Here is a 22,975-nt window from a genome sequence, read left to right as displayed (position 1 = left end):
TGATTTATTGAGGAGGTAAACTGATATGAAAAACAGAGAATATAAGACACTCGTAGCAATCGCACTGGCTATGTCCATGGCAGCCGGCACACTGGCCGCGCCTGTTGCCTGTTATGCAAAGGAGAACACGGCCAGAACGGAGGAATCCGCCGTCAAAGATACCAAGACATCCGAGTCCGGCGTCAGGCCTGTAAAGGACGAAACTGTATATGCCAAAATAGACGGCAGCGGCTCCGTAACAGCCGTCACGGTGTCAGACCAGCTGAAAAATGTGAAGGACGTATCAGAAATTAAAGATGTTTCCACGCTGGAAAATATCGAGAATGTCAAGGGCGATGAAGCATTTACCCAGAAAAGTAACAGCATCACCTGGAATGGAGACAGCAAGGACATCTGCTATCAGGGGACGACAACCCAGGCTCTGCCGGTGGGCGTTACCATCACATACACGCTGGACGGCAAATCCATCAGCGCCGGCGAGCTGCAGGGAAAAAGCGGTCATCTGCTGATACGCTACCAGTACCAGAACACATCCGGAAAAAACGGCAGTGAATATACGCCGTTTCTAATGGTAACCGGACTGATTCTGGACGCTGATAAGTTCACGAATATTAAGGTCACGAACGGGAAGCTTGTCTCCGACGGTGACAGAGACATGGCTCTCGGCATGGGGCTTCCCCGGGTAAAAGAAAACCTGGGTGTGACTGATTTAGATATACCGGATTATTTTGAGCTGGAGGCAGACGTAACAGACTATGATGCCGTGGAGGGTATTACAATCGCAACTAACGATGTGTTTAACAGCCTGGAGACGGATAAACTGGATGATCTGAATGACCTGAAAAGTTCCATGAATAAACTCCAGGATTCTGCAAATCAGCTGGTGGACGGTTCGGGAGAATTGAAAAGCGGGCTGGATACACTGCTTTCCTCTTCCGGCACACTTACGGACGGGATCGGACAGCTGGTTTCGGGCAGCAGCGCCTTAAAGGATGGAACCGAAACACTGGCCTCAGGCAGCAATGAACTCAGGGACGGAAGCGCCGCCCTGGCTGAAGGAGCCTCCCAGCTGCTGGACGGAACCGGCGCACTAAACACAGGCGCCGGAGAACTCCATGCAGGATTGAATCTGGTTTCCGGCAAGGTGACCGATGAGCTTCTTCCCGGAGTTCAGGCACTGGATGCAGGCGTCCAGGAGATGCAGAAGTCTCTTGGCGCCCAGCTTCCTGCATTGTGCCAGGGAATCGCTGTCCTGAATGACGGGATCGCCCAGACCGCCGCTGGTGCTGCGGCTCTGGATGCAGGAATCCAGCAGGTAAGCGACGGAGCCGCGGCTCTGGACTCAGGTACCCGGCAGGCAGCTGCGGGGGCTGCGAATCTGAATAGCGGTATACAAGAGACTGCTGCGGGTACCGGTGAGCTGTCCGCTGCCGCGTGGCAGCTAGCCAATGCCCTCTCAGCAGGCCCAGAGAGTCAGGCTGCAGGCGATACTACCAGCAGCTGGGATGAAGTAACACAGCTTCAGGAACTGGAAACCACCCTCCAGGGCTGTGAGGATCTGCCGGAAGGCACACTGGAAGTCCTGGAAGGCGTGATTGGCAGCCTCCAGGCAGACCAGAACGAACGGGACACCCTCGCCAATACTGCTCCTGCATCGGATAACAGCGCACTTTCCCTTCTGGCCCAGAAGGTTGCTGCAGGAGCCACGGCAATAGACACTGCGTTCCACGGAGATGGTACAAATCCCGGTATTGCAGACGGAGCGGCATTCTTAAGTGCAGCGCTGAATGATGGGGATCCCGCCAGCGGAGTGCCCAGTATCGCCTATGCGGCATCTGCTCTAAATAACGCATTGAATACCGGCGATTCCAGTACTGGCACCGCCAGTATCCGGGCCGGTTCTGCCGCGCTGAATGCAGCCCTCAACACCGGCGATGCTTCAACCCAGACCCCAAGCATAAAAGACGGAATCAGCTCCCTCAATGAAGGAGTTAACGGTGAAAACGGACTCAGTACCCAGGTAAATCAGGGCGTGTCCCAGCTCAAGGCCGGCACATCACAAGTTCTTGGCGGGATCGACGGGAATGCAGGTCTTGCAGCAGGATTGAAGCAGTTATCCGAAGGCGCATCCCAGGTAAACACCGGTGCCGGAACCTTGCACGAGAAGATGGGGGAGGCCGGCGATGGCGCTTCCAGCCTTATGGAAGGCGCTTCCCGGATCGCATCCGGTGCAGGTGACCTCAATACCGGAGCAGGCACGCTTGCGGCAGGCATCCAGACACTGCAGACCGGTTCCGGCGCGTTGATCGACGGCGTAAAACAACTCGATGACGGCGCAAAAACACTGAATGACGGCATGATTCAATTCAATGAAGAAGGCATCAAAAAACTGGTCAGCGCATTTGACGGAGATCTCGACGGACTGCTAGATAAGCTGAACACGATGATAGCTTCTTCTAAAAAATATACGAATTTCTCCGGAATTTCAGACGGAATGGACGGTGAAGTGAAATTCATCTTTGTTTCTAATAAATAATGTGATCTAACACAAAATGAAACGTAATTTATGATGTAAACTTTGCGTTATCTGATTCTTCGGCAGCAGCAAAACACGGTCTTCGTCCCGGCGGCTACATGACTTTTTTTCTCATGTGCGCCGGAACTGCAGCGGTATTTTGCTGCTGTCTGATTTTTAAAGTAATTTTTTGACACCTCCTCCCGGATGCCCCATGATCCCACCATAAAATCCCGGTGCACTGAAATTATTGGAGTATTTGCGCCTTAGCCTGCATATAATAACATGTATAGAAATATCATAAGGAGGGGCTATATGATCTATTTTATAATAGGCGTGTTTTTGTTTTGTCTGATCACCTTTGTTTTGTTTTGCATCCTGCACTGCAGCACTCTTTATGACCGACTGACAGATGACGAGCAGCAGGAAAAATTTCTGCGCCTTTACATGGACAAGTAATTATTTGCAGCAGCCCGGGCCTGCGTTATTATTACAACTATTCATTGCCTCTTCTTTGTTTTCCCTTTATAATATTTTATAATATCTTATTCTGCAGCTAACTGCCGGACAAGTTTCGAAAGGATGAAAACAATGAAGAAGCCAGGTTACTATTCTTCCGGTGAGTTTGCGCGCATGGCCCACGTCACCCTGCGCACAATCCGTTATTACGATAAACAGGATATATTAAAACCCTCTCTTGTCACAGAGTCGGGAGCACGTTTTTATACGGATGCCGATTTTGCGCGGCTTCAGCAGATTCTCTTGCTGAAGTACCTGGGTTTCTCTCTGGATGACATCCGTCAGATGACCATAAATGATTCCGATTACCACTTTATGCTGAACTCACTGCATATTCAGCTAAAGCTCGTTCAGGATCGGATCGAGCAAATGCAGCTCGTTGAAAAAGCAATCCAGGATACCGCGGAAGTGATTCAGAAGGAGCATAACATTGACTGGAGCCAGATGCTGAATCTCATCCATCTGACCAGCATGGAAAGCAGTTTGAAAAATCAGTATCAGAATGCTTCTAACATTTCTGCAAGAATCAATCTCCACAGCCTATATTCCCAGAATCCACAGGGCTGGTTTCCATGGATCTGTGAACAGTGCCGGATTGAGCCGGGAATGGAAATCCTTGAAATCGGATGCGGAGACGGGACACTTTGGAAAGAAAACCTTTCAAAGCTGCCGGCACATGTTCATATCACACTGTCCGATATCTCTGAGGGAATGCTCCGGGATGCCCGCCGGGCTGTAGGAGCAAAGGACTCCCGTTTTTCTTTTGAGGCCTTTGACTGCCACCGGCTTCCCTTCGAAGAGCACAGCCTGGATCTGGTTATTGCCAACCATGTGCTCTTCTACTGCGAGGATATCCCACAGGTATGCAGCGAAGTACAACGTGTTCTGAAACCGGACGGCCGCTTTTTGTGCAGCGCCTACAGCTCCCGCCATATGGCGGAAGTCAGCCGGCTTGTACATGAATTTGACGAAAGAATCATGCTTTCGGCAGACAAGTTATATGAAAAATTCGGCCTTGAAAATGGCGCCGGTATCCTAAAGGAATATTTCGCGGAAACAGACTGGAGACTCTACCAAGATTCTCTGCTGATCCCGGAACCGGAGCCGCTGATCTCCTATATTCTTTCCTGCCACGGCAACCAGTATCAGTATATTTCAGAACATTATACGGAATTCCGTTCATTTGTAAAAAAGAAAACAGCAGGTGGGTTTCATATTACAAAGGAGGCCGGATTATTTATCTGCACTCCCAAAAAGTAATGCTTCATCCATGCCCAACTGAGTTTTTTCCATAAAATTCTTAAGAATTTATGAAAAGGCTTGAAGGTGACCTAAGGTCACCTTTTATAATACACACACAGCTTGAATCAGAACAACTAATCTTTGATACCAGTAGTCCATACAGATAAAGGAGATTTCTTATGAAAGGAATTATTTTAGCAGGAGGTTCAGGGACGCGCCTCTATCCTCTGACAATGGTAACCTCCAAACAGTTACTGCCGATTTATGATAAACCCATGATTTATTATCCGATGTCCGTGCTCATGAATGCCGGCATCCGCGATATTTTAATTATTTCCACGCCGCAGGATACTCCCAGGTTCAGGGAGCTTTTAGGCGATGGACACCAGTTCGGTGTGGAACTTAGTTATGCAGTGCAGCCAAGCCCGGACGGTCTGGCTCAGGCATTTATCATCGGCGAAGAGTTTATCGGAAATGATACCGTTGCCATGGTTCTCGGCGATAACATTTTTGCCGGCCACGGGCTGAAAAAAAGGCTGAAAGCTGCGGTAGAAAACGCAGAATCAGGCAGAGGCGCCACCATCTTTGGCTATTATGTAGATGATCCGGAACGTTTTGGAATCGTTGAATTCAATAACGAAGGAAAGGCCATTTCTATAGAAGAAAAACCTGCAGCACCCAAAAGCAACTACTGTGTTACCGGCCTGTATTTTTATGACAACAAGGTTGTAGAATACGCAAAAAGCCTGAAGCCAGGGGCCCGCGGGGAACTGGAGATCACAGACCTGAACTGTATCTATCTTGAAAATAACAGATTGAATGTGGAACTGCTCGGTCAGGGCTTCACCTGGCTGGATACCGGAACTCACGAGAGCCTCGTGGAAGCCACTAATTTTGTTAAAACGGTGGAATCTCACCAGCACCGCAAGATTGCATGCCTGGAGGAAATCGCCTATATGAACGGATGGATCACCAAAGATGACATTCTGGAGGTCTATGAGATATTCAGGAAAAACCAGTACGGCCAATATCTAAAGGACGTTCTGGACGGAAAATTTCTGGATGTCCTACATTAATAACAGTTGAAAACAAAGAATATACTATAAGGAGACTATCACCATGACAATAATCGTAACCGGCGGCGCCGGATTCATCGGAAGCAACTTTATATTCCATATGTTAGACAACTACCCGGACTACCGCATTATCTGCCTGGACTGTCTGACTTATGCAGGCAATCTCTCTACTCTCGCACCTGTAATGGATAACCCGAATTTTCGTTTTGTAAAAGAAAGCATCACAGACCGCGCTGCAGTGGAGAAATTATTCGAAGAGGAACACCCTGACATGGTCGTGAATTTTGCTGCTGAAAGCCACGTGGACCGTTCTATTGAGAACCCGGAGGTGTTCTTGGATACAAACATCAAAGGAACTGCCGTACTGATGGATGCCTGCCGCAAATACGGCATCACCCGTTACCATCAGGTATCAACCGACGAGGTATACGGCGATCTGCCTCTGGACAGACCGGATCTCTTCTTCACCGAGGAGACGCCAATCCACACGAGTTCCCCCTACAGCTCCTCCAAGGCCGGAGCAGACCTGCTTGTAATGGCCTACTACCGTACCTATGGGCTTCCGGTCACCATCAGCCGCTGCTCTAACAACTACGGGCCCTATCATTTTCCGGAAAAACTGATTCCGCTTATGATTGCGAATGCGTTAAACGACAAACCGCTCCCGGTCTACGGCAAGGGAGAAAATGTCCGTGACTGGCTCTATGTCGAAGACCACTGCAAGGCAATCGACCTAATCATCCACAAGGGACGCGTGGGGGAAGTCTACAATATCGGCGGACACAACGAGATGAAAAACATTGATATTGTTAAGATCATCTGTAAGGAACTCGGCAAGCCAGAGAGCCTGATCACATATGTAGAAGACCGCAAGGGCCACGACATGCGCTACGCGATTGATCCAACCAAAATCCATAATGAGCTTGGCTGGCTTCCGGAAACAAAGTTTGCGGACGGCATCAAAAAGACCATCCAGTGGTATCTGGATAACAAAGACTGGTGGGAAAACATTATTTCCGGCGATTACCAGAACTATTATGAACAAATGTATGGGAACCGCCAGGAATTATAATTCGTTTTTTAATGAAATGGAGTGACTATATGAAGGTTTTAGTAACAGGTGTTAAAGGACAGCTTGGGTATGACTGTGTCAATGAACTGAGGAAACGGGGCCATGAAGCTGTAGGTGTTGACATTGAGGAAATGGATATTACCGATGCAGCTTCCGTAAACAGCGTGATTAGAGAAACCAATCCGGATGCGGTGATACACTGTGCTGCCTGGACTGCGGTAGATGCCGCTGAGGAGGAAGGCAACAAAGAAAAAGTACGTCTGGTTAATGCAGTCGGAACACAGAACATAGCGGATGTCTGCAGGGATCTGGACTGCAAAATGCTCTATCTCTCCACAGACTATGTATTTGACGGACAGGGCACAGAACCGTGGCAGCCGGATTGTACAGATTATAAACCACTGAGCGTATACGGTGAGACAAAGCTGGCCGGAGAACTAGCTGTTTCCCGGACACTGGACAAATATTTTATTGTCCGCATCGCCTGGGTATTTGGAAAAAACGGGAAAAATTTTATAAAAACCATGTTGAATCTGGGCAAGACACATGATACCATAAAGGTTGTCAGCGACCAGATCGGAACTCCGACTTACACGTTTGACCTTGCAGTATTGTTAGCAGATATGATTGAAACAGAAAAATACGGCTACTATCATGCAACAAACGAAGGCGGATACATCAGCTGGTATGAGTTCACCAAGGAAATCTTCCGCCAGGCTTTTGAGATGGGGCGGCCGGAATACTCTTCTGAGCGGCTGAACGTCATTCCGGTTACTACGGAGGAATACGGCATATCAAAGGCTGAACGCCCGTTCAACAGCCGGCTGGACAAAAGCAAGCTGACAGAAAATGGATTCACACTTCTCCCCACATGGCAGGATGCCGTGCGGAGATATTTACAGGAAATTGAATTTTAGAAAAGACGTTCTGAGATCTGAGCAGATAAACTTAGTTATACAAGGGCCGAAAGAATGTTTTTGGCCTTTCAACAAGGATTGAAACAATATCAGGAGGTAAAGATGGGACAGATTAAAGTAGAAAAGAATGTTGGCGGCATCCATGGGCTCTGTATCATCGAACCTGCCGTCCACGGCGATTCCAGGGGATATTTTATGGAAACTTACAACCAGAAGGATATGGAGGATGCAGGTCTGGCCATGAATTTTGTGCAGGATAACCAGTCCAGTTCAAGCAAAGGCGTACTGCGCGGGCTCCATTACCAGAAGGAATATCCCCAGGGAAAACTGGTAAGGGTCATTAAGGGGCATGTATTTGATGTTGCCGTTGACCTGCGGAGTGAATCCGAAACTTATGGCAAATGGTTTGGTGTTGAGCTGACCGAAGAAAATAAAAAACAGTTTTATATACCGGAAGGCTTTGCACACGGATTTTTGGTACTTTCTGATGTTGCAGAGTTCTGTTATAAATGTACGGATTTCTATCATCCCGGCGATGAAGGCGGGCTTGCATGGAATGACCCGGAGATCGGCATCTGTTGGCCGCAGGTGGCCGGCGAGTATAGGGGCAGCGCTTCCGCTGACGGGTATCGGCTGGAAGACGGGACTGGGCTTATATTGAGTGAGAAAGATCAGATGTGGGATGGGTTTCGGGGGACTTTTAAGTTTTAGGGGCCCCCTGAAACTTATAGATCTTTATTTACATCCTTATTCGCTGGTTTGGATATTTGATAGACAGTAAGTACATAATCACAGAAAGTAAAATCAGCCGCAAAGTTGCGGCTATTTTCTTGTCTTTTTTTATTTATTAAGTTTTATTCATATGGGATTTTCAATGGCAAGGTAGGTATTGTTCTGCTGGCAAATATATGGATACGGTATAGTTATTTTCATCCTGACACACTCGGTTCTTTATAGTCTGAATATGTCTTCTTGCTTTCCTCTTACATTCACTGAAGTAAATATGTAATCTTAAACAGTTTTAAAACTATTATGAAACTTATGTATATAAAATTTTTTATAATGGAGGTGGATTTTTCGCTTTCATCTCATGTAATATATAGATTTCCAATCTTAATGCAGAATCAACAATTAAATCATGGCCCGCTAGGATGCTTTGCGTAATGATATCTAGCGCTATTCGAATATTGGAAATGCCTTCCTCAAGTTTAAACTAAACCTTTCTCTTTTATCATTTTCCCAATATTAGTGTTCAAACAAAGTATGTTGTTCAGAATCCTTTCTCCAGGGTATTTGGTCGCTTGTGCTTTCTCTTTCTAAGTACTTGGATATAAGAAAAAAGCGTAAGATTTCCACACATCTAGTTTACAGTAATCATAGCGCTCTCCTTTTCATTCTCTTTTCTTCCTATTGCTCTTCTATTGGCTGCCATAATCAACGGCTATGACAGCTAATATGATATCTGGTATTGAATCCCTTTTATTATTTTTATCTAATTTCCTAAGCGGAAGAATTTAACGGAGTCTCCTGCTCTTTTGGTTAGTCGAATTTCATATATCATATTTATCGGAACATGCTCTTGGATAATTGTCTAAGTATAAATTGGAGGTCAATTGACGGGATTTGGAATGTACTAATAATAACAATTATTTCCCTTTTTGACGTAGACTTACCTGTTTTAACTCAAAATAAGGAAAAATTTGAAGAGATTGGCACAACTGTTGTGATATCTGATAAAAAAGTAATTAATATCTGTAATGATAAATGGTTAACGTATCAATTTTTATTAAAAAATGGATTCTATGTGCCCAAAACTTTCATTTCATTGGAAAAGGCATTAGTTAATGTTAAAAATGAACAAATCTCATATCCACTTATAGTAAAACCTAGATGGGGGATGGGATCTATTGCAGTGTTTGAAGCAGAAAATGAAGAAGAATTGAAAGTTTTCTATGAGAAAACGAAAAGAAATATTTTAAAGACATATTTAAAATATGAGTCTCAGGAAGATATTGATACCAGTGTATTGATACAAGAAAAAATAAACGGCCAGGAGTACGGATTGGACATTATTAATGATCTTTATGGTAATTATCAAACAACCATTGCAAAAGTAAAATATGCAATGAGATCAGGTGAAACTGATTGCGCAGTTACTATTGCAGATAATCGCCTAAAAGCGCTTGGAAAAAAGCTTAGCAGCTGTTTACATCATGTAGCTAACCTTGATGTCGATGTCTTTATAGTTGATGATAAACCTTATGTGTTGGAAATGAATGCAAGATTTGTCGGGGGATATCCATTTAGTCACATGACGGGAGTAAATCTACCACTTGCAATTGTGAACTGGTTACAGAATATTTCGTTCGATAAAAAGTTGTTAACAGAAAGAATTAATATTATGGGACAAAAGGATATTAATCTAGTAAGGCTACATATTAAACCAGAGGTTTCTATTAACAAAATCAGAACAGAAGAACAAATATATCGTACTGTGATAGAAATGCAAACACTCTTAACTCCGTCGTTGACTGAAAGGAAAATAGATCTACAATCTTATTCGAAAAAGCTATGTTATTACGGAGAGGTCTGGAGAATACAAGACACTCAGAATAGAATCATTGGCATATTAGCAGCGTATATGAACGATAAGTAAACAAAGACGGCTTACTTAACTCTACTTGCAATCTCACCCAAATACAGGGGCCAGCATTTAGCAGAAAAAATGTTGAAAATTGCAGAAGACAATGCTATTAAAAATGGTATGCTGAAATTCAAGTTGGAGGTAAGAAAATCCAATATTACAGCAATCGGTTTTTATGGAAATTTTGGTTATTGTGTGACTGAGGAAGTAACTCCTGATTCTTATCTTATGGAAAAAGTACTGTAGTTAGACGAGGAGAATAGCGATGATGAATAATAATATTTTAGTAACCAGATCATCCATGCCAGAAATAGAGGAGTATATTGAGGAGATAAAAGATATATGGGATACACATTGGCTTACTAATATGGGAATTAAGCATAAGCGTTTGCAAACGGAGCTAAAAGATTATTTAGGAGTTGATCATATTGATCTTTTTACAAATGGCCATATGGCATTGGAGTTATATTTACAGGCAATGAACTTGCAAGGAGAAGTTATTACCAGTCCATTTACATTTGCTTCTACAACACATGCGATTGTGCGTAATGGGTTAGTGCCGGTATTCTGTGATATTAATCCAGTTGATTTTACGATGGATGTCTCAAAGATTGAGGAATTAATTACAGATAGAACATGTGCGATTATGCCTGTTCATGTTTATGGAAATATCTGCGATATTGAAGAAATACAGCGCATTGCAGATAAGTACGGACTGAAAGTCATATATGATGCCGCTCATACTTTTGGTGTTCATTATAAGGGGCAAGGTATCGGCTCTTTTGGAGATGTATCTTGTTTCAGTTTCCATGCTACAAAAGTATTTAATACTATTGAGGGCGGAGCTGCTTGTTTTAGAAATAAAGACTTTGGACTTAATCTATATGGTTTAAAGAATTTTGGCATTCGGGGACCGGAAACTATTGACGGTGTAGGAGCCAATGCAAAAATGAACGAGTTCTGTGCTGCTATGGGGCTTTGTAATTTAAAACATGTAGATGATGAGATTGCAAAACGTAAATTAATAGTAGAAAGATATATGAGTTATTTGAAAACTGTTGATGGCATTCAAACTAATCTAAAACAAAAAAATGTACAACCCAATTATGCATATTTTCCTATAGTGATTGATGAAAAAGTATATGGTTCTACTCGGAATGAAATATATAAAATGCTATCAGATAATAATATTGGAGCAAGGAAGTACTTTTACCCGTTAACTAATACATTTGATTGCTTCCATAGACAGTATGATGCTGCTAAAACTCCAATAGCTTTACATATTAGTAAAAGAGTACTGACTTTACCATTATATCCTGATCTTGCGTTGGAGGATGTTGATCGAATTTGCAAGATTATTTTAAGATGTAAAAAATAGGCGTTATTTTAGAAACGAACACAAGAATGATACAAGAACACACAGTAATACTGGAAGCGTACTTAAGATTTCTAGTCAGGCAGCGTGACATCTTGGTCGGATCTGCGTCAGATCATCACGTAACCTTTATAACATTTATAATTAGTTTTCTATGATTGTAGTACCCTCTTGTATAGAGCGTGGCGAGAGAAAGGACCAAGATCTATCAAAAGGTCAGGAAGTCGCACATATTTGGTGTTATAGTACTGCTTGCAGGCTTCCATGCCGAGAGCACTTGCCAGATAACTTTTTCCACTGCCTGTTGCACCAGTATTAAGTAAGTTACGGTGTTCAGTGATATATTCACTGGTTGCAAGTCTGTTGAGTAAAGACCTGTTTAACTTGTGCTCTGATGTATAGTCGATATCCATGAAATTTGCATCAGGCTGGTAGAATTCAGCCTTCTTAATCAGTCGATGAAGACGATTGCTTTTACGACTGCTGTATTCGATATCAACCAGCATTCCGATATGATCTTCGAACGGAACTTCCTTCGTGGGTCTGAGAGTTGGTTACGAAGTACATCTGCCATAGCAGAGAGACGCATTTCGATAAGTTTATTCATGGTACTTTGGTTTGTCATAAGCGGTTACCTCCTGTAATAGCCGGCACCTCTTGTGATACCGTACTTGTTTGCTATTGTTTTGTTCTCTTTTCCTTGTGCATCAAACTTATCTTTTCCTGTTACGAGGATGTTTTTGATACTCTTGTAGCTTGGAGTTGATGTATAATTGAGAGCCTTTGTACATGCAACTTCTAAGTGTTCCACCGAATACTTGTCTGCCAGTTTCAAAAGTCCCATACAGCCTCGATAAGTTTGTTGCTCCACAGTTTTGGAGGTAAGGATGCTGTCAACAACTTTGAAGGTACTTTCGCCAATACGTTTTGCCCATTGATAAAAACGATCACCATTCCACTCCAGATATTATTTATTCTATAATGAAATTGGCAATGTGTGACTATCATTATGGGAGGTCGGTAATTATGGTAAATTATCAAGAGATTCTCAGGCTTGACAGCCTCGGATATTCGCAGCATCAAATCGCTGCAAGTGTCCACAGTTCAAGTAATATAATACGTGAAGTTCTTCATGAGTCAATAGCCAGGGGGCTTAGCAGCTACTTGATGACTATTTGACTAATGAGGAGATTCTAACACTGCTATTTCCAAAAAGAGTGGAAATGGCATCCAAAGGAAAGGAGTCGGATTATAATTACATTCACAAGGAACAGGCACGTTCCGGTGTAAGTCTCACACTGCTATGAACAGAATACTGCAGCACATGCAATGCAGAGGGAGTGATGTCCTACATGTATTCGCAGTAATGTGATAAGTATCGCCTTGGGCACATGTTACCAAAGTGACTATGCGTATCAAGCACAAGCCTGGGGAGACAATGCAGGTCGATAGGGCTGGAACCACGCTTCAATATCAGAACCCTGGCACCGGTGAACTAATTGATACGAATTTATTTGCTGCCGTTTTACCCTGTAGCTACTATGCTTATGCAGAGGCCTGCAACGATATGAGACCGACGAACTAGCTAATGTGCCATGTACATGCTTATCGATATTTTAGCGGCGTGATATGTTTATGACTACCCAATAATCTTAAAACCGGTATAGTAAAGAACACAAGGTATGATACCATTCTTAACAACAGCTATCAGGAAATGGCTCAATACTATGAGACTGCAATAGTTCCGGCAAGAATCCTGCATCCTAAGGATAAAAACCTTGCAGAAGGAATAGTTAAATTTGCAACCACATGGATCATTGCAACTCTGCGAAATCGTAAATTCTTTTCTCTTGAAGAAGTCAAGCTTGCTGTGGCCGAGAAGCTCTTAGAGCTTAATCATTATCCCTTTAAAAAACGGGAGGGATGCCGCCACAGCGCTTTTACCGATGAAGAAAAGGCATTTATGAAGCCGCTCCCTTTGCCCCCGTATGAACCGGCAGTCTGGCCCACTGAAAAGGTTCTTCTTGATTATCTCATAAATGACGGAAAAAACAAATATCCCCTTCGCTTTGATCTTATTGGAAAGGCGGTGGACATCCGGCTGACAAAGGTGACTGTTGAGGTCTTTTATTATGGCTACAGAGTGGCCTCTCATCCAAGAGCAGCTAAACAGCTGCGGGATCCGATTACTCAGCCGGAACACATGCCGATAAAGCATCGCAAATATCTAACGTACAACGCAGATGAATTTATCCGTGGGTCGGAATCAGTTGGCAAATACACAGCCCAAGCAGTTCACTACTTCCTAAACGCCGGAAGGTAACCCGAATAGGAATACAAATTCTGCGCTAGTCTTACCAAACTTTGAGACAAGTATAGTCAGGACAAAGTGAACGATGTAAAAAAGCTAACGCCGGTATCAAAGAGTCACGGTATCACACATGCTGCTTGTTTCCAGAGGGGAGGTGAGCAGGTATGATCACATAGGGCACAATCGATTCCCTCAAGACGATTAAGCTAACTGCTATGGTTGCAGAACTTGAACATCAGTTGGAAGCCTCTTCTACCTATAGTACCCTTGGTTTTGAAGAACTTCTGGGCCTGCTGGTTGATGCAGAATGGAATCGTAGTCAGGTGAATAAACTGGCTCGATATATCAAAGCATTACACTTTTCGGTGCCAAGTGCCACAGGAATCCTATGATCTCCTTACGATTGCAGAATCCAGCTGTGAAAAGGGTTCCATGATTTTCTGTACACAGTATGATCCAGATGAATGGTATGAACGCATCACTCCTGATCCTAATGTTGACAGCCCTATTTCGGAGGCTATCATGGATTGGATTATTCACAATTCTTACGATGTTCTGATATAGGGGAAAATTTCAATGCGTGAACGTCACGGATTAAAAGCTTCTCAAAAGGAAGGCCTCGAATCATGACGTACCGCGAGTTGGAAATCGAATTAATGGTTGTACAGGAAAACAACAGTGAAGCCGAAGAGGCTTTTAGCAAACTTCGGCAGGATTATCACGAGCACCGAAAACATACCGACCAGCTTGAAAGCATTCAAAGGAAACGTGAGATTTTATTCCTTGAATTCTGGGGGTGGTAAAGAAATATTTGGTTGTGATTTATAACATCAGTAATATCTGTTATTCGCTGAATGGGTCAGTCTCCGTGAGAGTGAGTTTCGTCCTCCGCGAGACTGGGTGTAAAAAACTGTGCAGAAGGAGTTCTGTCGTCAGAACATTCATGTTTCAACAATAGTAGTAATATCACAGTCGGAATTATCGCATTGGTATTCATATGCGTTTACGTAAAGCCAGGTGGATTTTCTACTGAGACCGGACTTTGGTTCCAATCGTTCCGGGCTGAGGTTCCACTCATTCCGGTAACGTTTCAACTTCTTATAATAAAATTATTCATCGTTTTTTTGATGTAAGTCTATTATAAAGAGCCCACCCATTATGCCCAATTATCCTGAAGACCTTCGTCTTAGGATTAATCAAACTGGCATTGCCAGCAGTTGTGAATGCTCCTGGATAAAGTATCGGAATGTTTTAAATCAGGCCACAGAACTGGACATCACATGGCCTTTAAAGGCTGAAACCACATAGGAAGATCCAGAAAACTTTTGTACCCAGATAAACATGTCCCATCTGTGGAATGCAGACATTCTGATTACGTATAGATCAATAAATAAATGATGCGCAATGGAGTTACTTTGAAACTGCTCTGGAAGGAATACTGCAAAGAATGCGATCAAATCAACAAGTTGCCTCTCATGTTTTCACAGTTCTGTTTTTATTACCATAAGCATCTTGAAAGAAACCATTCTACTATGCATATCCCCAGAAAACCTATCTAGCAAATTGAAGTGGACTGGGAGGTGACACCTCACAAGTGATTGATCCATCAACTGGTGAAATCATTCCCTGTTAATTATACGTTGGTGTCCTGGATTACAGTCTGCATGCATATGGAGAAACATTCTTATCCAGGGATATGGAAAGCTAAATAACAGCGTATGTCTACATGTATCAATACTTTAGTATTTGTGCGCGAATGCTAATCACGTACAATTTCTGTACAGGTATTGACCATAGCGATTGATATGCACCAAAAATTAATAAGACGTGTCATGAAATGGCTGAGCATTATGATATTAATTACATTTCTGGAAGAAAACTGAACAGAACCTTCATTGAACGGCTGTCCCACCGCCCCTCACCTATTGTGGGTACACTACGAAAGTGTAAAAGTATCCAATATATCTTTATAATATACAAATTCCAATATCCTAAAAATACAATAGAAAATCTGTGAACATTAGGAAAAACACATTGCTCACAGGTCTTTATATCAATTTTATGTTTAATTCTTATACTTTTCTAACATATAGTATAATTTTAGTTAACTTATTTGGTACTCATAAAATTCCTCCCGTTATATTTCATCAAGACTTCTTTCTGCCTATTTAGGGATACTTCTGTATAAATTTGTGTGGTCACTATACTGTTATATCCCATCAATTCTTGTACATCCCGAATATTTGCTCCATTATTCAGAAGCTGGGTCGCAAGACTATGACGGAGATAGTGCGGCGTTGAATGTGGATTTATTTTTGAAAGTTCCCTATATTTATAATAAATATTTTCTATACTAAAGATACTCAGTCGGCCCCCTGATTTATTAACAAACATTGCTGAATCCTCTGGCGACATTTCCCGGCGTGTTAATAGCCAGTTATTCAGTTTTTGACATACAATCGGCGATGATATAAATAGCATTCGTTCCTTTTTACCTTTTCCATGTATAAGAACGGAACAATCCTCTCGATTATAGTCCTCGATATCTAAAGCGGCAATCTCACCAATTCTAAGGCCCAGGCAAAATAAGAGCTCTATAATACACATATTACGAATGCAAAGACGGCGATGATATTCAGAGGATACCGATTGAAATTCAGCAGAGACTGAAGAAATCAAGCTTTGAATTTCGGTTTTTGACAAGATTTTGGGTAAATTTTTAGGGATCTGAAATTTGCGCGAAGAAAATTTAAAAAATACCTCTTTCATTTCAAGTACCTTATTTACAAAATCGCAATATTGTCTGATAGAAACATATTTGCGTCGGATACTGCGAGGAGACAATTCAATTTCGTTTTGTAGATATAAAAAATACAACATAATGGTATCAGCATCTAATTCGTTGTAACCGCGGAGATCAACCCATTTAATCATATTATCAACATCATTTTTGTAAGCATATAATGTTTTTGCTCCCTGGTTTCTCTCTATTGATAGTACCTCTACGAACTCACCTGCAAGTGCTGCCTGTTGCCTGTAATTGTATTTCATGATAACCACCTCTCTTTAGTAATCTGTTGTCAGGGTTCTTCAGGAAAAGGACTGCATGGAGAACGGATTCTATGATGTATTTGCTTCATAATTAATTACCTTAGCAGATTTGAAAAGTAACAGACTTATTATCGCACATTTCTGTGAGATGTTCTATGTTAAACACAAAATATGTGAATATATGTCATATAACAGTTTATTTTGGCTTTTGAAGAATATAATTCTAAATAGTCAATGCGTTCCCGACTTTTTTAATATAGTTATAGACATGTTTATTGATATTTTTACAGGTGTTAGTAGATTTGTAAATTAAAGCCTGAATAATACATCTCCTATCTCCTACAAAAGTATGAACGTATATTTTTTAGCAATATGTCTTGCAGAAACAATTATGGTGTGATAAGCTAATTATATAATTACTAATCGTATAATTAGTAAAATTCTTGCGAATTTAATTTATTTACCAGCATCTGTCTTTTAAAATTAAGAATATCATTATATGAAAATAATCCGGGTTATGTTGGGAGGTATATTATGTTTATAGGTAGAAAACGCGAACTTAAAAAGTTAAATACTCTATATAAAAGTGATCAATTTGAGTTCGTTGTATTTTACGGAAGAAGACGTGTAGGCAAAACGACTTTAATAAATGAATTTATAAAGGACAAGGCTTCTATATATTATATGGCTGTTGAGGGTACACGAAAGGAAAATCTGCAGGGATTTTCTAAAGCATTACTTTCTGATGCCGGATTAAAATCTCATTTTCCCGAATTTTCGGATTTTGCTACATTATTAGATTATATTGACAGCTTATGTTTGAAGCATGAAAGATTAATCATCGCAATCGATGAGTTTCCTTACCTGGCTGCTTCCTATCCTGCAATCTCATCTATGCTTCAAAGTCATATTGATCAGTGTTGGAAGGATAGTAGTTTATTTTTTATTTTATGTGGTTCATCAATGAGCTTTATGGAAGAACAGGTTCTTGGATATAAAAGTCCGCTTTACGGACGAAGAACCGCACAATTTAAGATTCATCCGTTTAGCTATTTTGAGTTCAGGCCTATGTTAGAAAATTTTTCTCAGGAAGAGCAGGCAATTTTATATGGCGTAACTGGTGGAATTCCTGAATACCTTGCAAGAATTGATACATCACTGACAGTAGATGAGAATATTATAAATCTGTTCTTCGATGAAAGTGGACGATTATTTGACGAGCCATCCAATCTGCTGAAACAGGAACTGAAAGAACCAGCAACGTATCATTCTATCATTTCCGCAATTGCCAGTGGTGCAAGCCGAATGAATGAAATCGCTACAAAAACAGGTCTTGAAACTAGTGGATGTAGCAATCAGATTTCCTCTCTTATAACTTTAGGAATTGTAAGTAAAGAAGTTCCAATAACCGAAAATGTATCAAGTAAAAAAACACTTTATCATTTAGAGGATAATATGTTTCTCTTCTGGTACCGCTTTGTTCGCCCCAACTTAAGCAGCATAATACGCGGGATAGGAGAAACAATTTATAAAACTCTTGTGCGCCCGCAAATTAGCGATTTTATGGGAAGTGTATTTGAAGAAATATGCCAGCAATACCTTTACCTCCCCGAAGTTTATGTTTCTCTCCCATTTCCTATTGGAAACAGTGGCCGCTGGTGGGGGAATAACCCGGCTAAAAGACGGCAGGAGGAAATTGATATAATGGCGGTTCAAGAAGAGAGTGGACTTTTCTGCGAATGTAAGTGGAAAAATAGTCCCGCTGCTTTAGATGTAGTACTTCTTTTAAAAGAACGTGGGGAATTATTTCATTATGAAAATAAATATTATATTATATTTTCAAAATCCGGATTTACAGACCAAGCAGTGGAGTATTCTAAGTTGCATAAAGATACAAAATTAATCTCTTTCGATGATATAAACCGAAAGATAATCAGCTAATCAGATTATATAGCGATAAAGTTAAGTAGGAGGCATGTTATAACTTCACCTGCCTCCTGCTTTATTTGTAGTATAGCTAATTTACAGTTCTAATATCTATTCGTTAATTTTATCTTTTGAACGGTCCATAAAATTCCAAATCCGATTGCCGCTCCAATAACGTTAGTGATCACATCATCAGTCTGACCATAGCCCATCTTTGTAACTACCTGTGTGACTTCTATTACCATACTTGTTATGAATGCCGATAATAAACATAACCCCAAATTTCTCATATGCGCCCATAGCTGTGGCAATAAAAAGCCAAAAGGTATAAACATAATTATGTTTTCCACTACATAGGCATGGCTCTGTGCAGTTGAGCCAACTGTAGAAAATGGTATAAGCGATATCATATCTCTGGATCCAGGCTCTCTGGAAACTAGTGCAATAAAAAGAACTGCTACGATATATGTTATAAGACAGAATTCCAAGATTCTGACTCTCCCGTGTACGTCTCCCTGTTTTAGAATTATATGTAAAACATGAATGGCTGTAACAATAAACCCACATAAAATTCCTATATATAAATGCTACTCTTAGACTGAGCCATTTTTATTCCAAACGCTGACTTGAAAGTGAGCCACTTAAAAAGTACTCTGAATAAAAGTCTTTTTATTCGGAGGGAAATAAGGTGGTTATCACAATGCAAGATTACGATGATATTCGTAGGCGTTTCCTTGCTGGCGAAAGTCAGCGACATATCGCAAAAACGATGGGCATTTCCAGAAATACCGTTAAAAAATATTGTGAAGGGAATGCTGTCCCCTGGGAACGGAAAACGCCTGACCGTGAATCGACGATTCTTACACCAGACGTAGTCCGATTCATACAAAACTGCCTTGATGAAGATTCCCGTCAAGGTCTTAAAAAGCAAAAACATACCGCAAAACGTATCTATGACCGGCTTGTTGAAGAAACCGGATTTACAGGTGGGGAATCTACGGTCCGTGCAAAAGTCCATGAACTAAAGGAATGCAAGCCTAAAGCATTTATTCCTCTTCAGTTCGAACATGGCGAGGCAATGCAGGTGGACTGGGGAGAAACTACGGTTTATCTCGACGGTCAGAAAACTGTGATTAATCTTTTCTGCGCGCGGCTTTGTTACAGCTGCAGACCAGTTGTACTTGCCTATCGTCATCAGAATGAAGAAAGTTTTCTGGATGCATTCGTTCGTACTTTTGATATCCTGGGCGGAGTTCCCCATAAGGTTATCAATCCTTCTACCAGTCCCTTTTCATGTCCTTCAGCAGGATTACAGAAAAGAGCAGAAAAACTGTAGTGAGCCGCAAGAGCAGTATATCCTTTCTGCGCCTGCGCATGTTTCCCAAATCCATCTTTTACAGCAACTTTACCATTGTCGATTTTTTTTTGGGGATGGGCCCGCAGAAACATACTTGTTCCTGTTCCCTACGCTTCTGATATTTGCGAACTGAATACACTTCTTTTGGAACGCTGCATGAAATATGAAGCACACCAGATTAAGGGCAAACCCGATAAAGTAGGAGTAATGATGGATGAGGAACGTCCAATGTTCCATCCTCTCCCTGGGTACAGATTTGAAACTGCCAAAAGCGCAAACGTCAGAGTGAATGCTTTTTCCACTGCCAGGTTTCGGACGAACAGTTATTCCGTTCCGGTTCAATATACTGGCAGAATGGTAGGAGTCAAAGGGTATCCCGAAACAGTAGAGATCTACTATAAAGGAGCATTGATTGCAGTACATACTCGTTGTTATGGGAAACATCAGAGTATTTACCATCTGGAACACTATATGCCGCTTCTTGAAGAACGGCGGCGGGCGATCCCTGATGCAGCGCCTGTGAAGCAGAATGTTCCGCCGGAAGTTCTGGAGGAACTTCGAAAAAACAACAGCAATTATTCCAGAATGGTCCGCATTCTTCATGATTTCGTTGACAGGACGAAACCCCAGATCCAGGATCCGGTAAAGATCCTTTCGGTTGACCTCCGACAATACGACCAACTGAGTCACAAAGAGGAGGTGAACAGCCAATGAGCATAACACTAATTGAAGATCAGATCCGGATGTATGCGAAGCTGCTTAAGATCCCAACCTTTACCACCTATAAAGAAGCACTCCGTCAACTTTCTCCGGATTCCGATATCGGTGAGATCCTGCTTTCATTAATGAAAACAGAGTACGAGCAAAGGCAGGAAAATCAAAACCTGCGCCGCCTCAAGAGAGCGGGATTTCCATTTACCAAAACATTGGAAGAACTGGATCTGTCACGCTACAGTGGTTCCATAAACGAAATCTTTATGAACGAACTGGCAAGCTGTAAGTTTATCAAGGACCGCAGAAATATCACAATGTTGGGGAATCCAGGCAGGGGTAAAACGCATATGGCAATCGGTCTGGGACTGAAAGCATGCTCCATGGGAATGTCAGTTCTGTTCAAAAATGCATACTCCCTGTCAACGGAACTTTCCGAAGCCCGGGATAACTATTCCCTTGGCAAACTGGAAAAACGGATCCAGAAGGCAGATCTGCTGATACTGGACGAAATGGGGTATGTCAGTTTTGACCGCTACCAGTCAGAACTCCTGTTTAAGATCATCGCTGACAGAAGCGAGCGAGGCAGTATTATAGTAACAACAAACCTGCCATTCTCTGAATGGACAACTCTTTTTGAGAACACAGCCATGGTAGCCGCTATGATCGACCGTCTGACATTTCAGTCCTATGTGCTGGATATGAACGGAGAATCGTATCGGCTGGCCAAAACCAAAGAAGCCAGGAAGTAGAGGTGGCTCACTTTCTGGCCATCACTGGGTGGCTCAAAATCAAGTCAGCGAATGGCTCACTTTCTAGTTGACGAACATATTCAAATTAATATTCATATTCTTAGACGAATCTATAAAAATTCCTATTATTTAAAAGACAATATAAGCATTATTCCCGAATAAATAATAACAATTATTAGAGCGGATATATATTTAGCCGCTTAATTTTTCCGTTTTCATCCGTTTTCTCCAGAAAAGCAGTTACCGGCAGTATTGTATCTCCATACTGGATAAAATACCACACCTGATTGTCCCCATTATATTTAATACTGTATATTTTAAATGGCCCTCCATTGAAACCAAATTTATGGTGAAACATCATTTCTACGGCCATTTTTCCTTCCAGGTGCAGCGTATCGCTTCCGATCTTTATTAATGAAGCATCGTGAAGCACCCCGTACTCATTAAACAGGTCGGCCAGCCCCACATTATCGCCGCGCTGCATACAGTCCATATATTGTTCTAAAATTCTCATCACTTTCTCTCCCTTCTAAAAACGCTCTGAACGCAATAATGCATCAATTCCGCCGTCTACAAATAAGATGATTCCATTGATCCCGCTGGCCAGCGGCGAAGCAAGGAATAACATGCCGTTTGCAATCTCCTGTGCATCCAGAAATTCTTTTCTTCCATATCGCGTCGGAATCGGAATCAAAAGCGCTGCATCCCGCTGTGCATCAGTCATTCCCTGTGTCATTGGAGTCGTTGTGTTGCCGGGCGCAACCGCATTTATACGCAGACCGTCCACTGCCCACGCGGGAGAGACTCTCCTCACCCACCTGGCCAGCGCATGCTTGGAAGAGCTATAGGCGGATGGAGCCATTGTACGCGGGATATCTGCCGCCATCTCCAATATCCTGTCTTCGTCCATGACGTTTGACATCATGTCTACCCAGTCACACCGGACCGTATGATTAGTCACCGAATTTGAAGAGGTCATAACACAGCTTCCGTTCTTTTTCTTAAGCAATGGGCGCAGTCCCTCTGCAATCTCAATTCCTGCAAAGAAATTCAGACTGAATATCAGCTTAGGCGGTGCAGTGGGTCCCACGCCGGCATTACAGAAAAGCCCGTCAATCCCATCCGGATAGCGCAGTTTAACTGCCTCAATTGCATTTTGGCGTTCCTCGCTTTTAGAAAGATCTGCCAGGAAATCACCCTCTTTTAAGTCAATATTAAAAACCTCATGGCCCTGATCCAGCAATGTCGTCCTTACAGCAGCCCCGATTCCTGTTGTTCCTCCTGTAATAATATAAACACTCATAATAAACCTCCCTTTCAAAAGTGTATTCCAAAACTGTACATTTACATTACCACGCAAGTAATATACTGTCAATTTAAATAATATTTTAACAATAGTCTGATAAATTTTAAACATACTTTATTTTCAGTTACTATTCACAGTCGATTAGGGCATGACAAATAGAGCGGGTGTCATTTCCGCTTGATTTTTCATATTTGAATCGAC

General features: G+C 42.1%; 20 protein-coding genes and 2 pseudogenes. 16 read left to right on the top strand and 6 right to left on the bottom strand.

The genetic code is table 11. The features are described from left to right. Nucleotides 1-25 precede the first annotated feature (25 nt). The 10 genes and pseudogenes from GKG43_RS02295 to GKG43_RS02250 all read left to right on the top strand — a co-directional run bounded on the left by GKG43_RS02295 (nucleotide 26) and on the right by GKG43_RS02250 (nucleotide 11,363). A complete protein-coding gene (locus GKG43_RS02295; protein ID WP_129878429.1) occupies nucleotides 26-2,536 on the top strand; it encodes a hypothetical protein in 2,511 nt (836 codons plus the stop codon). Nucleotides 2,537-2,830: 294 nt separating this feature from the next. Then, nucleotides 2,831-2,974, top strand: coding sequence for a hypothetical protein (locus tag GKG43_RS02290; RefSeq protein ID WP_153919697.1), 144 nt, complete (start codon nucleotides 2,831-2,833; stop codon nucleotides 2,972-2,974). Between the two features lie 132 nt (nucleotides 2,975-3,106). Then, nucleotides 3,107-4,294 carry a methyltransferase domain-containing protein gene (locus GKG43_RS02285; RefSeq protein WP_129878427.1) on the top strand — a complete coding sequence of 396 codons (1,188 nt, stop codon included), beginning with the start codon at nucleotides 3,107-3,109 and terminating at the stop codon, nucleotides 4,292-4,294. A gap of 161 nt (nucleotides 4,295-4,455) precedes the next feature. Next, a complete protein-coding gene (gene rfbA / locus GKG43_RS02280) occupies nucleotides 4,456-5,352 on the top strand; it encodes a glucose-1-phosphate thymidylyltransferase RfbA (RefSeq protein WP_129878425.1) in 897 nt (298 codons plus the stop codon). A gap of 43 nt (nucleotides 5,353-5,395) precedes the next feature. Continuing rightward, nucleotides 5,396-6,424, top strand: a complete 1,029-nt coding sequence (gene rfbB / locus GKG43_RS02275; protein WP_117440875.1) for a dTDP-glucose 4,6-dehydratase — start codon at nucleotides 5,396-5,398, stop codon at nucleotides 6,422-6,424. A gap of 29 nt (nucleotides 6,425-6,453) precedes the next feature. Continuing rightward, on the top strand, nucleotides 6,454-7,341 hold the full coding sequence (gene rfbD / locus GKG43_RS02270; RefSeq protein ID WP_129878423.1) for a dTDP-4-dehydrorhamnose reductase: 888 nt from the start codon (nucleotides 6,454-6,456) through the stop codon (nucleotides 7,339-7,341). A 102-nt stretch (nucleotides 7,342-7,443) separates the two neighbouring features. Continuing rightward, nucleotides 7,444-8,052 (top strand): dTDP-4-dehydrorhamnose 3,5-epimerase, encoded by a 609-nt coding sequence (gene rfbC, locus GKG43_RS02265; protein WP_025654493.1) that lies wholly within the window; start codon nucleotides 7,444-7,446, stop codon nucleotides 8,050-8,052. 868 nt (nucleotides 8,053-8,920) lie between these two features. Continuing rightward, on the top strand, nucleotides 8,921-9,997 hold the full coding sequence (locus GKG43_RS02260) for an ATP-grasp domain-containing protein (RefSeq protein WP_025654492.1): 1,077 nt from the start codon (nucleotides 8,921-8,923) through the stop codon (nucleotides 9,995-9,997). 15 nt (nucleotides 9,998-10,012) lie between these two features. Continuing rightward, nucleotides 10,013-10,231: pseudogene (locus tag GKG43_RS02255) on the top strand (GNAT family N-acetyltransferase); the annotation flags it as partial. Nucleotides 10,232-10,253: 22 nt separating this feature from the next. Then, nucleotides 10,254-11,363 carry a DegT/DnrJ/EryC1/StrS family aminotransferase gene (locus GKG43_RS02250; protein WP_025654491.1) on the top strand — a complete coding sequence of 370 codons (1,110 nt, stop codon included), beginning with the start codon at nucleotides 10,254-10,256 and terminating at the stop codon, nucleotides 11,361-11,363. Between the two features lie 197 nt (nucleotides 11,364-11,560). Here GKG43_RS02250 and GKG43_RS02245 read toward each other — a convergent pair. Together GKG43_RS02245 and GKG43_RS02240 are read right to left on the bottom strand one after the other, a co-directional pair. Continuing rightward, nucleotides 11,561-11,985 (bottom strand): annotated as a pseudogene (locus GKG43_RS02245) (ATP-binding protein); the annotation flags it as partial. Nucleotides 11,986-11,991: 6 nt separating this feature from the next. Further along, nucleotides 11,992-12,204, bottom strand: coding sequence for a hypothetical protein (locus tag GKG43_RS02240; protein ID WP_025654490.1), 213 nt, complete (start codon nucleotides 12,202-12,204; stop codon nucleotides 11,992-11,994). An 870-nt stretch (nucleotides 12,205-13,074) separates the two neighbouring features. On the opposite strand from GKG43_RS02240, the gene GKG43_RS02235 reads away from it, so the two are divergent. Further along, entirely contained in the window at nucleotides 13,075-13,683 is a 609-nt protein-coding gene (locus GKG43_RS02235) for a hypothetical protein (RefSeq protein WP_025654489.1), read from the top strand. A 614-nt stretch (nucleotides 13,684-14,297) separates the two neighbouring features. Then, entirely contained in the window at nucleotides 14,298-14,474 is a 177-nt protein-coding gene (locus GKG43_RS02225; RefSeq protein WP_154253251.1) for a hypothetical protein, read from the top strand. A 1,306-nt stretch (nucleotides 14,475-15,780) separates the two neighbouring features. Here GKG43_RS02225 and GKG43_RS02220 read toward each other — a convergent pair. After that, nucleotides 15,781-16,722 carry a tyrosine-type recombinase/integrase gene (locus tag GKG43_RS02220; protein WP_129878421.1) on the bottom strand — a complete coding sequence of 314 codons (942 nt, stop codon included), beginning with the start codon at nucleotides 16,720-16,722 and terminating at the stop codon, nucleotides 15,781-15,783. 534 nt (nucleotides 16,723-17,256) lie between these two features. On the opposite strand from GKG43_RS02220, the gene GKG43_RS02215 reads away from it, so the two are divergent. Then, nucleotides 17,257-18,663, top strand: coding sequence for an ATP-binding protein (locus tag GKG43_RS02215; RefSeq protein WP_025654483.1), 1,407 nt, complete (start codon nucleotides 17,257-17,259; stop codon nucleotides 18,661-18,663). An 89-nt stretch (nucleotides 18,664-18,752) separates the two neighbouring features. Here GKG43_RS02215 and GKG43_RS02210 read toward each other — a convergent pair whose 3' ends face one another. Beyond that, nucleotides 18,753-19,136 carry a VanZ family protein gene (locus GKG43_RS02210; protein WP_025654482.1) on the bottom strand — a complete coding sequence of 128 codons (384 nt, stop codon included), beginning with the start codon at nucleotides 19,134-19,136 and terminating at the stop codon, nucleotides 18,753-18,755. 212 nt (nucleotides 19,137-19,348) lie between these two features. Between GKG43_RS02210 and GKG43_RS02205 the strand changes: the two genes are divergently transcribed. The 3 genes from GKG43_RS02205 (at nucleotide 19,349) to istB (ending at nucleotide 21,468) form a co-directional block, all read left to right on the top strand. Beyond that, complete coding sequence (locus GKG43_RS02205; protein ID WP_049915360.1) at nucleotides 19,349-19,984, top strand: transposase; 636 nt, start codon at nucleotides 19,349-19,351, stop codon at nucleotides 19,982-19,984. A gap of 177 nt (nucleotides 19,985-20,161) precedes the next feature. Then, the gene (locus GKG43_RS02200; protein ID WP_049915358.1) at nucleotides 20,162-20,719 is read left to right on the top strand and encodes a hypothetical protein; all 558 of its coding nucleotides are present in this window, start codon (nucleotides 20,162-20,164) and stop codon (nucleotides 20,717-20,719) included. After that, on the top strand, nucleotides 20,716-21,468 hold the full coding sequence (gene istB, locus GKG43_RS02195; protein WP_025654481.1) for an IS21-like element helper ATPase IstB: 753 nt from the start codon (nucleotides 20,716-20,718) through the stop codon (nucleotides 21,466-21,468). The genes GKG43_RS02200 and istB overlap by 4 nt, the downstream gene beginning before the upstream one ends. Before the next feature lie 175 nt (nucleotides 21,469-21,643). Here istB and GKG43_RS02190 read toward each other — a convergent pair whose 3' ends face one another. Both GKG43_RS02190 and GKG43_RS02185 read right to left on the bottom strand, forming a co-directional pair. Continuing rightward, nucleotides 21,644-21,982, bottom strand: coding sequence for a hypothetical protein (locus GKG43_RS02190; RefSeq protein WP_025654480.1), 339 nt, complete (start codon nucleotides 21,980-21,982; stop codon nucleotides 21,644-21,646). A 15-nt stretch (nucleotides 21,983-21,997) separates the two neighbouring features. Further along, nucleotides 21,998-22,771, bottom strand: a complete 774-nt coding sequence (locus tag GKG43_RS02185) for an SDR family oxidoreductase (protein WP_025654479.1) — start codon at nucleotides 22,769-22,771, stop codon at nucleotides 21,998-22,000. Nucleotides 22,772-22,975: the final 204 nt, after the last annotated feature.

The organism is Eubacterium sp. BIOML-A2, from assembly GCF_009680135.1.
Taxonomy (GTDB): Bacteria; Bacillota; Clostridia; order Lachnospirales; family Lachnospiraceae; genus Faecalicatena; species Faecalicatena contortus_B.
This window is presented reverse-complemented; position numbering and strand designations above follow the sequence as displayed.